Annotated in this window: 13 protein-coding genes; 8 read left to right on the top strand and 5 right to left on the bottom strand. The window is 41.3% G+C overall.

Annotation, left to right across the window (positions count from 1 at the left end):
- The 4 genes from VNZ46_RS06065 to VNZ46_RS06080 all read right to left on the bottom strand — a co-directional run.
- Window positions 1-1466: efflux RND transporter permease subunit (locus tag VNZ46_RS06065; RefSeq protein ID WP_325559207.1), on the bottom strand; the 1466-nt coding region annotated here is incomplete at its 3' end.
- Window positions 1467-1489: 23 nt separating this feature from the next.
- Complete coding sequence (locus VNZ46_RS06070) at window positions 1490-2650, bottom strand: efflux RND transporter periplasmic adaptor subunit (RefSeq protein ID WP_325559208.1); 1161 nt, start codon at window positions 2648-2650, stop codon at window positions 1490-1492.
- Window positions 2651-2658: 8 nt separating this feature from the next.
- Window positions 2659-4011, bottom strand: a complete 1353-nt coding sequence (locus VNZ46_RS06075) for a TolC family protein (protein WP_325559209.1) — start codon at window positions 4009-4011, stop codon at window positions 2659-2661.
- Window positions 4012-4052: 41 nt separating this feature from the next.
- The gene (locus VNZ46_RS06080; RefSeq protein WP_325559210.1) at window positions 4053-4634 is read right to left on the bottom strand and encodes a TetR/AcrR family transcriptional regulator; all 582 of its coding nucleotides are present in this window, start codon (window positions 4632-4634) and stop codon (window positions 4053-4055) included.
- A 172-nt stretch (window positions 4635-4806) separates the two neighbouring features.
- On the opposite strand from VNZ46_RS06080, the gene VNZ46_RS06085 reads away from it, so the two are divergent.
- The 7 genes from VNZ46_RS06085 (at window position 4807) to VNZ46_RS06115 (ending at window position 13485) form a co-directional block, all read left to right on the top strand.
- A complete protein-coding gene (locus tag VNZ46_RS06085) occupies window positions 4807-5184 on the top strand; it encodes a hypothetical protein (RefSeq protein WP_325559211.1) in 378 nt (125 codons plus the stop codon).
- Window positions 5185-5248: 64 nt separating this feature from the next.
- On the top strand, window positions 5249-6640 hold the full coding sequence (locus tag VNZ46_RS06090; protein ID WP_325559212.1) for a TolC family protein: 1392 nt from the start codon (window positions 5249-5251) through the stop codon (window positions 6638-6640).
- 5 nt (window positions 6641-6645) lie between these two features.
- Window positions 6646-9870 (top strand): efflux RND transporter permease subunit, encoded by a 3225-nt coding sequence (locus VNZ46_RS06095; protein WP_325559213.1) that lies wholly within the window; start codon window positions 6646-6648, stop codon window positions 9868-9870.
- Complete coding sequence (locus VNZ46_RS06100; RefSeq protein WP_325559214.1) at window positions 9863-10981, top strand: efflux RND transporter periplasmic adaptor subunit; 1119 nt, start codon at window positions 9863-9865, stop codon at window positions 10979-10981. The genes VNZ46_RS06095 and VNZ46_RS06100 overlap by 8 nt, the downstream gene beginning before the upstream one ends.
- A 201-nt stretch (window positions 10982-11182) precedes the next feature.
- Entirely contained in the window at window positions 11183-11908 is a 726-nt protein-coding gene (locus VNZ46_RS06105) for a superoxide dismutase (protein WP_325559215.1), read from the top strand.
- 196 nt (window positions 11909-12104) lie between these two features.
- Entirely contained in the window at window positions 12105-12458 is a 354-nt protein-coding gene (locus tag VNZ46_RS06110) for a hypothetical protein (RefSeq protein ID WP_133779542.1), read from the top strand.
- Between the two features lie 7 nt (window positions 12459-12465).
- On the top strand, window positions 12466-13485 hold the full coding sequence (locus VNZ46_RS06115; protein WP_325559216.1) for a HAMP domain-containing sensor histidine kinase: 1020 nt from the start codon (window positions 12466-12468) through the stop codon (window positions 13483-13485).
- A 22-nt stretch (window positions 13486-13507) separates the two neighbouring features.
- Here the strand turns inward: VNZ46_RS06115 and VNZ46_RS06120 are convergent, their stop codons facing one another.
- Entirely contained in the window at window positions 13508-14599 is a 1092-nt protein-coding gene (locus VNZ46_RS06120; RefSeq protein ID WP_325559217.1) for a hypothetical protein, read from the bottom strand.
- Between the two features lie 154 nt (window positions 14600-14753).
- On the opposite strand from VNZ46_RS06120, the gene VNZ46_RS06125 reads away from it, so the two are divergent.
- Window positions 14754-15708 (top strand): BamA/TamA family outer membrane protein (locus tag VNZ46_RS06125; RefSeq protein WP_325559218.1); only part of this gene is annotated, 955 nt, incomplete at its 3' end.

Raw genomic sequence — 15708 nt, forward strand, 5'->3', positions numbered from 1 at the left:
AGGGAGAGGGCGATAAAAGCAGAAAGCAATACAGAAACTGCAATCGTAATCGCAAATTGCTGATACAATTGTCCCACCATTCCCGGAAGGAAACCTACCGGAATAAATACAGCCGCAAGAATCAATGCAATGGCAATTACCGGAGCAGTAATGTCTTTCATCGCCCTTCGTGTTGCATCAGGTGCAGAAAGTCCCTCATGATCGATATAATGCTGGACAGCCTCTACCACTACAATCGCATCATCCACTACAATCCCAATGGCCAGTACGAAACCAAACATCGTCAATACGTTAATGGAAAAGCCAAAGAAAGTAAAGAAGATGAATGTACCAATAATTGACACAGGAATGGCAAGTACAGGGATTAAAGTAGCCCTCCAGCTTTGAAGGAATAAAAATACCACAATGGTTACCAGAATAAGGGCTTCAAAAAGGGTATGAACAACTTCACTGATAGATACTTTTACAACAGTAACGGTTTCATAGGGTACGGTATAGTCCAGATCCTTAGGGAAGGATTTTTTGAGTTCTTCCAGGGCTTTATCAATACCTTCTGCCGTTTGTACAGCATTTCCGCCGGGGCTTTGATTGATGGCAAGTAATGAGGCTTTTTTACCATTTACTTTGGAGTTTATAGCATAACTGAACTCACCAAGTTCTACTCTTGCCACATCTTTAAGGTAAACAGGAGAACCATCTTTTCCTGTTTTAATGATGATATTTCTAAACTGATCTTCAGAATTCAGGTCGCCATCAAGGATAACTGAAAACTCGAAAGTCTGATAGTTTTGTTGTGGCGCTCCACCAACACTTCCGCCCGGAACACGCACATTTTGTTCCTGAATGGCTGCAGAAACATCTGCAGGAGTTAAACCGAGCCTGGCCAGTTTATTGGCATCCAGCCAAACCCTCATACTGAAAGGTTGACCAAATACCTGTACATCCCCCACACCTTTGATCCGGAGCAAAGCATCCTTAACATAGAGGTTAATGTAGTTGGAAATGAATTTTTCGTCATAGGTGCCATTTGGCGAGTATAAGCCAACAACCATCAGGATATCGCTGTTGGCCTTTTTTGTAGTAACTCCTAAACGCCTCACGGCTTCAGGTAAAGCAGGTTCTGCAATACCCACGCGGTTCTGTACATCCAATGCCGCAACATCAATATTGGTACCTACATCAAAAGTAACCGTGATGGAAGACTGTCCATCAGAAGTACTGTTGGAAGACAGGTATTTCATACCGGGGGTACCGTTAATCTGGCTCTCTATGGGGGTGGTTACTGTCTGCTCCACAGTTTGTGCATCAGCTCCTGTATACGTGCCTGAAACGGTAACCGTTGGAGGAGCGATACTTGGATACTGGCTAATTGGCAGCGTTTGCATAACGATGACACCAATTACAACTATTAATATGGATATGACGATGGCCGTAACCGGGCGCTTGATAAATACTTCTGAAATCATAATGTCTGAAATTCTTTTAAAAACTATTTCTTAGCTCCAGCTGCAGGCTGTTGTCCATTTGCTTCAGCGGCAGAAACCTCTTTAACGACTGCGCCTGGTCTGACATTCTGTACGCCTTCTACCACAATCACTTCTCCGCTCTTCAATCCATCAGTGATAACTACGTTTTGTTCAAATTGTTTCCCAAGTTTAACAATCCTTGGCACAGCTTTGCTGCTGTCTCCAACCACCATCACATTGTATTGACCCAACATCTCACTCACCGCTTTGAATGGAATAACAAGTTGATGTTGAGGTGCTTTGTTTAGTGCGTTCAGGTTTACGGTCATGCCTGCAAATAATTTGTTGGTTTCATTTGGATAACTAATCCTCACTTTGATGGTACCAGTAGCAGGATCAACTGCTCTGTCAATCGCTACGATATGTCCTTGACGTTTGTATATGCTACCATCAGGAAGCTGTACGCTAAAAAGAGAATCCTTCACAGCCTGCGGATTTTTCTTCATCTGCTCAAATCTCGGAATCTCTTCCTGACCGACAGCGATATCAACTGCAATTGGATTGTTGGTTGATACAGTATTTAAAAGAGTTGTTCCCGGAGAAACCAGGGCACCCAATTTTACCTGAGAAATTCCAATAGTTCCATTTAAAGGCGAAACAATAATAGAACGCTGCAAATCATTTGCTGCAGATGATACATTGGCCTGAGCAGCTGTAACCTGCGACTCTGCGTTAGCAAGATCTGTCAATGCATAGTCCACGCGTTGTTTCGCAACGGCATCCTGCTGAGCCAGTTTAGTATAGCGATCGGCATCCTTTTTTGTTTTATCGCGGTTGGCTTTGGCTACTGCCAGATCTGCTTTTGCACTATTGTAAGCCGCAATATATTTAGTGCGGTCTATTTCGTAAAGTTTCTGGCCTTTATTTACTTTTTGACCGTCTTTAATATAGATTGCGGTAATATAACCGCCAACCTGTGCCCGGAGTTCCACTTCATTGAGCGCAACAACCACACCGGGGTAGGTATCTGTAGTGGTTACTGGTTGATCAGCCACCTTATAAGTTGTTACCGGTACAGCAGGAGGGGGGCCTTGCTGCTGAGGAGCCTTATTGCCACCACAAGAGGCAAGAGAAAGAGAACCAAGAATAACGATGCCAAGTTGTATGTAGTTAAATGTCTTCATTTGAGTGCTTATTGGTTTACGGTAATTGTTCCTAGTGATTGTTGTACGTCCAGTTTAGAAGAAAGTAAACTGTACAATGCATTTAAATAATTGAGTTGAGCTGTACGCAGATCTGTTTCCGAAGTCATGAGATCCAAATACGTTTTAATACCCTCATCATACTGCAATTTGATGGTGTTGTATACCTGTTTGGAAATATCTACATTCGACCCCGCTGTTTTCCAGTCATTCAAGTTCGCTTTATAGGTAGCCATAGCTTGCTGATACTGTGTATTGATCTGGTTTTTGGCATTTAGCAAGTCAAGATCAATCCTTTTTTCCTGCAATTGCGACTTTTTGATCTCCTGCGTACGTTTGGTACCCTGGAAGATCGGCAGTTTTAAAGTCAGGCCGAAAACGGAACTCGGAAAATTTCTGTCATACAGGTTACTGAAGTTGTCATTCAGATAATTCCAGTTATAATTGACGAAGCCTGCAATCGTTGGCAAATACGACCATTTATTGTAGCTGGTATTTAAATGTTGCAACTGCTTCTGGGTTTGAAGCAAACGATATTCAATCCTGTTTTCATAAACAGACTGCTGGGTAGTATCCAATAAAATTTCCCGTTCCATGCTGCTGGCATCGAAATTTAAGCTCAATTCTTTCTCCGTTCCATAACCAATCAGTTCACGGAGATAAGCATATTTATATTTCATGAGCTCTTCGGTTCTTTTCTTATCGGCTTTCGAATTGCTTAAACTGATCTGCGCGCGCTGGTAATCTGTTTTGTCTACCAGACCAACATCATACTGAGCTTTTGCATCCTTTAGTTGTTTTTCCAGGCGGGCAATATTCTCATTAATAATGTTAAGCTGCTCTTTACTGGTCAGGATATCATAAAAAGCCTTACTCACTTCAACCACCGTGGTGATCTTGGTATTCTCCGTATTCTGTTTATACTGCTGTCTGTAAAATTTAGCTGCTTTGGAAGCCTGTATTAAACCTGCATTCAGAAATTGCTGATCTGCCTGCAGCGTTAGTGCCGAAGTATGTTTAGTTCCAAAAGTGATGTAAGAGGTCTCTCCATTTATAGTCAGTGCATTCACCTGTTGCTTCAGGTTGTTATTGTAGTTGGCACTTCCATTGATCTGAGGAAACCAGCCGGAGAGGGCAGACTGGATGTCCCTTTCACCAATTTCTTCATCTATTAGAGATTGTTTAACACCTGGCTTATTTACAAGCGCATAACTGATCACCTCCTGCAGGGATGCATTACTGAGCTGTTTGTCGTTTGCAGACGTTTGGCCAAACACAACAGCAGAGGGGAGTGTTGCAGACAAACCACAAATCAGTACTAAAATTAACTTATTTAATTTCATAGTTAAAAATGGGATTGAGTGTAGATAGGATCATATATAAATTATTGTCTTTTAATTCCGTCCCAGATGATCTGAATTACGGTGTTTATGTCTTCTTCAGAATACACCATATGTTCTGATAATCTGAAACTTGCAGCAGCAACTAACGTGCCCCGAATTGTTGGGCCAAGCAGTCGTGGGTCTATATCTTTAAAATAATTGGACTGAATACCAAGTTCAAAAAAGGGGATGATTTTATTGGTAAATAAATCACTGTCCTTTTCGGGATAATTTTTGGCAAAAGGAGAATTGATGTACTGTTCTAAGAACAGCATTGAAGATTCATTCTCGACATAAAAATTATAGTTATTTCTCATAAACCTAAAAAAACGGTCCTTGTAAGATTGAGTTTCATCATCACCTTTTAACATGGCGTCAGACAACCTTTCTTTGGTCCGGATATAAAGCTCTATAATCAGGGTTTCTTTGGAATCAAAATAATGATAGATCGTCCCCGCGGCAACATTTGCATTTTTTGCAATCTGGCTCATGGGTGCACCATGAAATCCATGCGATTTTACCAGCTCTAATGTGCTGTTCAGGATGGCGTCTCTTTTGCTGCTATTTTCTAATTGAACGTTCATTCGGTATCAAAGGAAAATATAATATCTTTAATTTAAGGATTTAAAATCACTAATGACAAAATAATGATATTATATTTTTCAAATGTAGGGGACGTAACAATTCTATGACCTGTTTGATCTTTCAATTATAATATCAATTTTTGCATACTCTACAAGGCATTGCGTCAAGACTATGAGCCTATCTAAGTATATCAAGATCCTGTTTATCCTTGCTGGCATTTTACTCAGTGTGAAGCCTATGATTGGTTTTAGCATTAGTGAACACATACGTGCAGCAGATGAAAATGGAATTTTCCTGATGCAGAAGCTCTTCAACAAACGCAAACAGGAATATGCTGAGGAAATCTGCATAGAACCCACGGATGCCATTTTTCGGCTACCCGATCTTCCGGAGAGTCTATTTACAACTATCTGGTCTTTATTGTCTTTTCTATTTCCACTAAAGAGATTGACTGAATCTGGAACTACACAGCGTGCAATCCGGCTTCTTATTTCCAGTTTATTACCCAACAGAGAAGTCTACATCTCTTATAGAAAACTGATCATATAATATTCCTTTTTTTCAGGAACTACCATTTAACTGATCCGTTCGTTTCATCTTATTTCAAATATTTATGTATACCTATAAGAGGGCAGTTCTGTTGATCTGCTTACTCATCAGTGCGTTACAGATTTGTGCGCAGCAAAGCAGACCTGTTCTGCACTTACAAGACCTGTTGGCTCAGATTTCTGTGAGCTCGCCAGAGTTGATCTCTGATTCTGCTTCAGTGCAGATTCGTCGGGCAATAGCCCACCAAACAAGCTACAATTGGCTTCCGTCACTCAAACTGAATTATCAAACAGATATTGGAAGCAATAATAATGTTGCCGGACCATATGTGGGGTTTGGCATAGTTCCATCCAATTCCAGGGGGGTGAGGAGCGAAAGTAATACCAGTGCAGTTTTAGGAGACCTTGGAATTGCGGCACTGGAATGGGAGATCTATAATTTTGGAGGCTATCGTGCCCAGAACGAAGTGGCTGCTTCTGAAGTTAAAGTGGAAGAGAACCGATTTAGAGTATCAAAATTTGAACTTCAAAATTTTGGAATCGATGCTTATCTTAAATTGTACCACTATCAGAATATGCTGGCTATTCAGCAGAAAAATATAGACCGCAGTCTGGAAATCAGGCAATCTATACAGGCCCTGGCCCGGAGTGGTTTGCGGGCAGGAGTCGATACCAGTATCGCAGAGGCTGAGCTTTCTAAATCCAGGCTCAATAAAATTGAACTAAATAATCAATATGGTCAGCTTCAACTGCAATTGGCTGCTATTAGCGGTCTGAAATCCTCTAATATCATTCCTGATTCCACCATCGCAGTACGATTGATTAAACATGCCTCCTTGCTGGAGCCCATGAGCCCCGATACTTTAAATCATCCCGGGCTTCAGTATTACAGATCGCTTTATCAAAACAGTATGGAAAAAGAAAAGCTGGTTAAAAAGAGCTATGCACCAAAAATCATGTTAGAAGCAGCAGCCTGGGGCAGGGGTTCCAGTGTCGATGCAAACGATCATTTTGGCAGTCTTGGAGAGGGAATGGGGATAGACCGGAGTAACTATCTGGTTGGTGTTGGAATTACCTATAATCTCTTTGATATCAAACATAAGCAATTGCAACTCCATACCCAGAAACTGACTTCCGATTTTGCTTTAAAGAAATTAAAAGAACAGCAGGTTCTTTTGGAAAGCAGTTCAGATCAGGCCTTGCTGGAATTTAATACCGCCTTGCAAAGGCTCCGGGAAATCCCACATCAGCTGCATGCTGCAGAGGCTGCTTATCGTCAGAAACTGTCTCTGTATAAAAGTGGTCTGTCGGATATTATTGAACTCAATACTGCGCTTAGCCTTCTCTATAGAGCAGAAACAGATTATGCCACAGCAAAATATACTTTTTGCCGTGCAATCTTTCAAAGGTCAGTAGCCCAAAATAAAGTGGATACATTTTTAAAATCTTTAAACTAGATACTATGTCTATGGTTACCACGGCTTTAAAAAAGCCGGTTACAACAGTTGTTATTACGCTAAGTCTGCTTCTTTTTGCAGTACTTTCTGCTATTAAGATACCTATTGATATCTTTCCGCAACTCAATCTTCCAACCATTTATGTGATAGAGTCCTATGGAGGGATGTCTGCACAGCAAATGGAAGGATTCTTTTCTACGCGGCTTCAAGACCAGTTTCTATATGTTAACGGTGTAAAAAACATTACCAGTAAAAACATACAGGGGCTAACCATGCTTAAACTTAGTTTTTATGAAAACACCAATATGGCAGAAGCCTCGGCACAGGTGGCACTCCAGGTTAACCGGGCCATGAAATTTTTCCCACCAGGAGCCCTGCCACCCCAGGTTGTACGTTTTGATGCTTCCTCTTTACCGGTTGGACAACTGGTTCTTTCCGGAAAATCACGAAATCTGAAGGAAATTTATGATATGGCAGCTACCCGCATACGGCCTATGTTTGCCGCAGTACCCGGACTTTCTGCTCCTCCACCTTTTGGTGCAAATTCCCGATCTGTTACAGTGAATTTAGACCCCAATAAACTGAGAAGCTATAATCTCACACCTGATGAAGTTGTAGAGGCCCTCGCCAAGTTTAACGTGATGTCTCCCTCGGGTAATCTCCGCATCAACAATACCATGTTTGTAACATCGATGAACTCTCTTGTGAAACACGTGGATGAATTTGGCGATATTCCTATAGCGACCAAAAATGGTGTTTCTGTATTGGTTAAAGATGTGGCGCGGGTGGCGGATGCCGCAGATGTGACCGTAGACTACGCGCTGATTAACGGAAAACGTTCAGTGTATATTCCTGTGGTTAAAACAGCCGATGCCTCAACCTGGGAGGTTGTCAAAGCCCTGAAGGCTAAAATTCCGGAGATGCAGAGCTTGCTTCCCGCGGACGTCAGGATATCCTATGAATTTGACCAGTCGGTTTTTGTGGTTAACGCGGTCAAAAGTTTGATTAGTGAGGGGGCATTGGGTGCATTGCTCACCGGGCTTATGGTTCTTCTGTTTCTTAGAGACTGGAGGAGTAGCCTGATCGTTGTGATCACTATTCCTGTTTCTATACTTATCGGGGTATTGTTGCTCAGCCTTTTTGGTCAAACGATTAACATTATGACATTAAGTGGCCTGGCGCTGGCCATTGGTATTCTTGTAGATCAGGCCACGGTAACCATAGAGAATATTCACCAGCATCTGGAAATGGGAAAAGGCAAGCGGCAGGCTATTTACGATGCCTGTGAAGAAATTGCGTTTCCTTTATTATTGATCCTGCTTTGTATACTCGCTGTTTTTGCCCCCTCATTTCTCATGAATGGCGTTCCTAAGGCCATGTTTCTTCCGCTGTCTCTCTCTATCGGATTGACCATGATCGTCTCCTTTATTATCGCCCAGACCGTTGTGCCGATCCTGAGCAACTGGATGATCAAGGCTGAGCGTTACGAGCACTATGATCATCAAAACCTTCACGCCCATGCGGGAGAAGCTCTGGACAGCATAGAGAGAGAACAGGTTAAAGAGCACCTGATAGAGGAACACAAAGATCCAAAACACAATGATCTTTTTGAACGGGTAAAGCTGAAATATATGGACATCATTAAAAGCTGGATGAGCAAAAAGAAGCTGATCATTCCAGCCTATCTGATCTTGGTTTTGGGCCTGGCTGCCGCTGGATTTATCTATATCGGTAAAGATATGATGCCAAAGGTCAATAATGGCCAGTTTCAGATCCGCATTAAGGCGCCCGATGGGACCCGGCTTGAACGAACAGAAGATAAATTTAAGCAAGTACTACAAATTATAGATGCCACAGTGAATCATCATGTGGCCATCAGTTCTGGTTATGTCGGAATTATTCCCAGCAGTTACGGCACAAGTAATCTGTACATCTTTAATACAGGTACGCATGAAGCTGTTTTACAGGTAAACCTTGATGAACAGTATAAGGTAAATATGGATGAATTAAAAGATGCGTTGCGTAAAAATATCCGGCAGTCTATACCAGACCTGAGGATAACCTTTGAACCTATCGATATGACAGAAAAGATCATGAGCCAGGGCGCAGCAACGCCAATAGAAGTTAGGGTTGCAGGTAAAGACATGCAGGAAATTGAGCGTTTTGCGGGTCACGTAACAGATCAGTTGCATAAGATACCTTACCTGCGTGATATTCAGATTGTCCAGCCTTTAAAAGTGCCGGTAGTTTCTATCACCCTTGATCGTTTAAAAGCAGCTCAACTGGGATTAAATGTACAAGATATCGCCCGTTCTGTTACAGCAAGTACATCTTCCAGCCGCTTTACAGAAAAAAACCAATGGCTGGATGAAAAGGCAGCCTATACCTATCAGGTACAAGTTCAGGTTCCGGAATATGTGATGGATACGATGGAAGAACTTCGCGAAGTTCCGCTGGTTAAAGGGCAGAGCAGCCCTGTTTTGGGAGATATTGCATCTTTTAAAGTGATCTATACACCCGGCGAATATGACCGTACAGGACCGCGGCGTTTTCTAACAGTAAGTGCCAATATTTATAAACAAGATCTGGGAACCGCTACCGCAGATGTCACAAAAGCATTAAATTCACTTGGAAAACCACCGAAAGGCTTGCTTGCCGAGGTCAAGGGGATGTCCAGTTTACTGTCTGAAACACTGTCGAGTCTCCAGAGCGGTCTTCTTCTTGCCATTTTAGTGATCTTTCTGCTGCTGGCTGCAAATTATCAGTCGTTCAAACTGTCCCTAACCGTGCTCTCTACCGTTCCTGCCGTGATACTGGGGTCTTTAACCGCCCTGTTTCTCACTGGGTCTACCCTTAATCTCCAGTCCTATATGGGAATGATTATGTCTACCGGCGTTTCTGTTGCCAATGCAATTCTTATTGTAACCAATGCAGAAAAACTTCGTCTGGATTATAAAGATTCCTCGAGGGCAGCGGTTATCAGTGCCTCTATAAGATTAAGGCCAATACTGATGACCAGTCTGGCCATGATGGCAGGCATGATCCCTATGGCTTCCGGAATGGGAGAAGCAGGGGAGCAGACCGCTCCTCTGGGAAGAGCTGTTATCGGAGGCTTATTTGCCTCAACCCTTGCCGCTTTATTTATCCTTCCCCAGGTATTTGCCTGGATGCAGGAAAAAAGTACCTATCAATCACCTTCATTAATGCCAGAAAATACAACACATGAATAATTCATCCAGAACAACCCGCTACAGGAACAATCAGGTCTTTGGTATCCTGGTCGTTTCTATACTATTTATTATTTCCTCCTGCAGCCATGGAGAAAAACCAATTCTAATCAATCCTAAAACGAAAAAAGCCAAGGGTTACGAATTGGGGGTACTCCATGAAAAGAACATGTCTACTTCCGTACGCTTACCAGGACAGCTGAAGCCATTTGAAGAGGTTTCAGTGTTTGCACGTGCCAATGGTTTTGTAAAAGAGGTGTATGCCGACCGGGGTTCGATTGTGAAAAAAGGACAGGTACTGCTTACCCTTGAAGCGCCAGAAATGGAATCTCAACTGGAAGCAGCCCGGTCTAAATATTTGCAGGCCAAAGAGATATCTCTGGCAAGTCAAGATAAATACAACCGGTTAAAGCAAGCCGCCAAAGAACCCGGAGCTGTATCCAGACTTGATCTTGACAACGCGTTTTCCAAGATGAAGGGGGATTTGGCTATCGCCAATTCAGAACAATCCAATGTTGCTTCTGTAAAGCATATGCAGCAGTATCTCATTATCACTGCACCATTTGATGGAGTCATCACCCAAAGGAATGTTTCACCAGGTGCATTGGCAGGTCCGGGTAAGGGTGGAGAAGCGCCGCTTTTTCAGTTACAACATCTGCAGAGACTGCGACTGGAAGTATATATTCCGGAAGCCTATGTAGATAAAGTTGATTTGAAAAAACAAGTCTCCTTGTTGTTTACTGCTATACCAGGCAAAACCTATAGAGCATTGATCAGCCGCTCTGCAAATGCGTTAAATAACAGTACCCGTTCAGAGGCTATAGAGGTAGACATCAACAACAAGGATGGCCAGTTAAAACCAGGGATGTTTGCCGAAGTTGAAATTCCGTTATTATCCGGCGCTAAAGCCTTAATGGTACCCAATCATGCAATTGTAAGATCCACAGAGCGGGAGTATGTTATAAAAGTGGAGCATGGCAAAGCTCTGATTGTTGATGTTAAAGAAGGCTTAAGCGCGGCAGATTCCACAGAGATATTTGGAAACATTCAAGCTGGAGACCAAATTCTGCTGCAGGGTAGTGATGAGATTAAAAATGGGGCACAAGTAAAATAGCTCACTATATAGTCTACTGTTTTAGTAGACTATATAGTGACTTTTATTATATTTGTGATCAAGTCAGAAAGAAGTGGTCCAATCATTCATCAGTTAAGCGTCATAATCGGTAAATTAAAAACATAAAGCGGTCATTTGAAATTGTTAAATTAGGATGGATGACAAGCATAAAAATATTTTAAATCCTTTAAATTAAGAATTATGGAAAATAATGAACGAAGAGATTTTCTAAAAAGCTCCCTCAAAATGTCTTTGGGTGTAGCAGCTTTATCTACATTAAATGTTATTCCTGCTTTTGCAAAAGATCTTGCCGAGGAAAATCGGCAGGGCTTTGTGTTTTCTCAGGTAAAGCTTCCATATGCTTATGCTGCGCTGGAACCACATATTGATGCCCTGACTATGGAAATACACTATACCAAGCATCATGCAGCCTATATTAAAAATGTAAATGAAGCTATCCAGACCGATCATTTGAGTTTTAAAGACGAATATGACTTTTTCTCAAAGGCATCTACCTTATCTGCAAAAGCAAGAAATAATGGCGGTGGTGCCTGGAATCATAATTTTTTCTGGGAATCTATGCAGGCATCTGGTCCAACTGCTCCTTCGGGGAAATTAAAGGCAGCAATCGAGAAGTCTTTCCAGTCTGTTGATCAGTTCAAAGAGAAATTTTCTCAAGCTGCGTTAACCCGTTTTGGATCAGGATGGGCCTGGCTCATCCATAACAACGGCGTACTGAGCATTACTTCAACCGCTAATCAGGATAATCCGCTTATGGATAATGCCAGTGAAAAAGGTACGCCTTTACTGGCTTTAGATGTTTGGGAACATGCGTATTACCTGAAATATCAAAACAAAAGAAATGAATATATAGCTTCCTGGTGGAATATTGTAGATTGGAATGCTGTAAATAAGAGATTTTTATAACTGGCATCTGATTTTACCATGTTTTTGTCAAAAAGAAGCACAGTTTTAAACTGTGCTTTCACTTTTTGGTTGTTTACTATATGTTTATAACGCGATACGAAAAATAAAATAATTACATTTGCTGTAGCATGATTTAATATTTTGTAAAAACAGAATTGCCAATTAAGCATATTATCATTTACTATTGGGACTTGTTATGAACGAAAGAAATGTTAAATATTCAATCAATATCAACTTCGAGGAAATTAAACTTCCTCCTTTCCAGGATATCCTGATTGTTGGCAAAAATTGTGTGCAGGGAAAGATAGGCCTAAGTAAATCCTTTGAAATGTTATTGCCCAATGGTTTTCTTAGTGTGGAGGTAGAAGATGAACGTGTTGAAACCGTTTTTATCAATAAACATATTTTGAAGAAAATGCCGGTGGAAAAAGTGTTGCATATCTTAACCAAAAATGTTTTCCCCTTCGTTTCAGATGGCGAGCTGATCCGGGTCGACTTTAAAATTAATATTTCTATTGAAAACATTGAAATCAATAACATATTAGAATAATAAGATAATGATCGCTCCATTTATTAGAAACGAGTTCCTGACTGTCAATGCCTTTGATGGCATTTATGAAGTAAAGCATAAAATCATTTCAAGTGGGGGAGCAGTAGTGATGATGGAGGATGAGCCAATAGGTTTGATTAATGCAAATGATCTCTTATCTAAAACACATCATTTAGTGGTGGATTGTTTGTCTCAGAAGCCTGAACTACAAAGAGATATGAGGATAGGCGAGGCATTGAAAATTATGATGGACAGCCGGTCTGAAGTATTGCCGGTCTATGAAGATAATAAACTGATTGGTGTGCTCCATAAAGGAGATATGACCAACCACCTGGTTGATTCTTTGGAAAAACACAAACAAGATTTGCAGGCAGTAGTTCATGATTTAAAAACGCCTATTTCAAATATTATGGGGATAGTAGGAATTTTGGAGGAAATGCTGGAAGACCCCGATCACACAGAAATACTTTCTATGGCTAAAACGGCTTGTACCAATGCACACAACCTTGTTCATGAACTGCTCAGGCCACCAAGCCATAAACAATTGGCCGTACAAGGTGATTTTTTTGAACTCAGGGGGCTTCTGGAAATTTGTGCAAATGACTTTCAGGTGAGCCTGCAAAAAAAGAATATCAGCTTGAGTGTTGTACTGCCGGAAGCAGAGAAGTACAGTTATGGACACGCTATTGCCGTTCGGCGGGCCATAGATAACATCCTTAATAATGCAATAAAATTTACCAGGGAAAACGGTAAGATTGAACTTCATTCAGTTATAGATGGACCGTATTGTAAGGTAAGTATTTCTGATAACGGTATAGGTATACCCGAAAAAATGAAGCCCTTGCTTTTCGAGAAATTCACAGCAGCGAAAAGAGAAGGTACTATAGGAGAGTCCACAACAGGAATGGGACTGCACATTACGATGAACATATGCGAACAATACGGTATTGAACTCGATTTCGAGAGTGAAGAAGGACGGGGAACGAATTTTCACCTCCGCTTCAGACTCACCGACCATTTATCCTGACTAAATACTTTTGAATAACCTGTTACCTGGTTTTAACGGCTAGTTGTATACTTACAGGATATTTATTTGAAAACTGGAACAATGCCTCGGCAAGGTCATAAGGAGTAGCTGTATTACGCATTGTTCTGCTGTTGACTTCAATACCTAAACGTTGGCCATCATTTCCAATTGTCTTATAGGAGTTTGGTACATATTTAATCTTCTTGCTGCCGCTGACCAGTGGAGGAGAAATAAAAATATGATCGTACCAGGATTTAGCGCCACCCCCGGTACCACACTGGTTTGGAATAGTTTCAGACAAGCGGGTGGAGGTGGTTAGAAAACGTTGATATAATTCCGGCCGCTTGGTCCAGTTGGCCGGATAACTCAAGATCTGATCTGGGTAGAATGGAGGATCAAACATTCTGGCACCGGCCTTTTCTGAATCCACTATAGCCTGGTAGCCATCTTCTTCTGTCTTTCGGGTATTAAAGTCGCCCATAACGATCAGATTGGGTAGATTTGGGAACTTTTCCCGAATTCTTTCCATGACTTTGGTCATTTGTTTATCCCTTTGTTTACTGTTGTCTCCAGATTGGGTATGATTAACAAGAACATATAAAAAAACAGTGTCTTTAGTTCTGGCCAGTTTTGGGTCTTTATAGTATAATTTGTAGAGGTTAAAGTCTGTAATCCTTGCCAGAAGAGTTTCCGTTTTAACGAAAGCCAGTTTTTGCTTGTTGTAAAACAGTACCGACATATTATCCGCCTCACTTTCATTACTTGGATCTGCATAAGCATAACGGTCTTTGAAAACTATATTAAGTACATGATCACGTATAAGTGTCGCAAAATTGGAAGATTTACGATTTCCAGGTTCAAAGGCTGCAATTTTTTCGCAGCTGAGCAGGTCTGGCTTTGTATGTTTGATAATGGTTCTAAGGTAGGTGTTTAATTTTTCCGGACCACCCTGGCAATCATCCCCGTAGTTTAGAATGTTATAGGCCATTACCTTCAAAGTATCTGACCGGATAGCACCACCACGAACAGCCTGAACAGGGGAATAACTTGCACGTGCCATCAGGAATGCAGCAATAAAGAGAACAGGTAAAACACAAAACCGGGTTGTTTTCATCTATGGGAATGGTGAAGTTAAACCATACAAATATAAATTCTTAGCTGCTTAACCGTCAAATAATCTTTCTCTGTTTAAAAGATTAGGTATTCTTCTTAGACAATTGGTTCTATTTTTGCATATCGTTAAGAAACTTATAAATAACGCCGTATCTATGAATAAATGTTATACGTTAATTTTTCTGTTGTTTTCTACTTCTGCATTGCATGCACAAACAGCCGGCGATTCCAAGGTGCTTAACGAAAAGCCCAGAGATACTTCTAATAAAAGAGATTTGATTGATATAGCCAAAGTTCTTTTTAAGATAAAGCCCAGTAAAAACCCAAAAGTCGGAGAAAAGAAGATTGCTTTTTCCTTGTTGCCTATAGGTGGTAATGTTCCGGGAGGAGGAAGGGCACTGGTTACCTCTACTACCGCAGGTTTCTATCTCGGGCCGCGCAAAACAACCAATATATCCAGCGCTGGTTTTGCTCCTTACTGGAATTTTAAAGGACGTTTTGGACTGCCTTTACGATCAGATGTCTGGCTTAAAGACAATACCTGGGTGATTCAGGGAGATACTCGTTTTCTGGTTTACCCTCAGTATACCTGGGGCCTGGGAAGCGGACAGGAGGACAATAAGCTGTTGGTGAATTATAAGTATATCCGCTTCTATCAAAGTGCACTGAAACGTATCAAGCCTTATTTTTACGCTGGTTTTGGCTATAACCTTGACTATTTCGTCAATATCAATACCGCGGATACAGATCCACAACTGGAACAGTTTTCCGGTTACCACGTGGGAACGCAAAAAGGGAGTAACTCCTTTTCTTCAGGTATATCATTTAATTTGCTTTATGATACCAGATCAAGTTCTATTAACCCACTTCCCGGCAGTTATTTTAATGCGGTATTGAGAACCAATCCCAAGTTTTTGGGGAGCAACTCCAGCTGGAAATCTTTATACCTGGATGCAAGAAAATATGTTCCTTTAAATACAAAACCTCATCAGCAAAATGTACTGGCTTTCTGGACCTACTTATGGACTGGATTGAGTAATGATGTGCCTTATCTTAATTTGCCCAGTATAGGTTGGGATCCTTATAACAGGTCTGGAAGAGGTATGGATC

The organism is Pedobacter sp. (assembly GCF_035566355.1).
Taxonomy (GTDB): domain Bacteria; phylum Bacteroidota; class Bacteroidia; order Sphingobacteriales; family Sphingobacteriaceae; genus Pedobacter.

Bases quoted from the DNA above. Each gene is read 5' to 3' on its own strand.
- VNZ46_RS06095 (WP_325559213.1), top strand. From the start codon at position 6,646: ATGTCTATGGTTACCACGGCTTTAAAAAAGCCGGTTACAACAGTTGTT.
- VNZ46_RS06080 (WP_325559210.1), bottom strand. From the start codon at position 4,634: ATGAACGTTCAATTAGAAAATAGCAGCAAAAGAGACGCCATCCTGAAC.
- VNZ46_RS06075 (WP_325559209.1), bottom strand. From the start codon at position 4,011: ATGAAATTAAATAAGTTAATTTTAGTACTGATTTGTGGTTTGTCTGCA.
- VNZ46_RS06070 (WP_325559208.1), bottom strand. From the start codon at position 2,650: ATGAAGACATTTAACTACATACAACTTGGCATCGTTATTCTTGGTTCT.
- VNZ46_RS06110 (WP_133779542.1), top strand. From the start codon at position 12,105: ATGAACGAAAGAAATGTTAAATATTCAATCAATATCAACTTCGAGGAA.
- VNZ46_RS06090 (WP_325559212.1), top strand. From the start codon at position 5,249: ATGTATACCTATAAGAGGGCAGTTCTGTTGATCTGCTTACTCATCAGT.
- VNZ46_RS06120 (WP_325559217.1), bottom strand. From the start codon at position 14,599: ATGAAAACAACCCGGTTTTGTGTTTTACCTGTTCTCTTTATTGCTGCA.
- VNZ46_RS06115 (WP_325559216.1), top strand. From the start codon at position 12,466: ATGATCGCTCCATTTATTAGAAACGAGTTCCTGACTGTCAATGCCTTT.
- VNZ46_RS06085 (WP_325559211.1), top strand. From the start codon at position 4,807: ATGAGCCTATCTAAGTATATCAAGATCCTGTTTATCCTTGCTGGCATT.
- VNZ46_RS06105 (WP_325559215.1), top strand. From the start codon at position 11,183: ATGGAAAATAATGAACGAAGAGATTTTCTAAAAAGCTCCCTCAAAATG.
- VNZ46_RS06100 (WP_325559214.1), top strand. From the start codon at position 9,863: ATGAATAATTCATCCAGAACAACCCGCTACAGGAACAATCAGGTCTTT.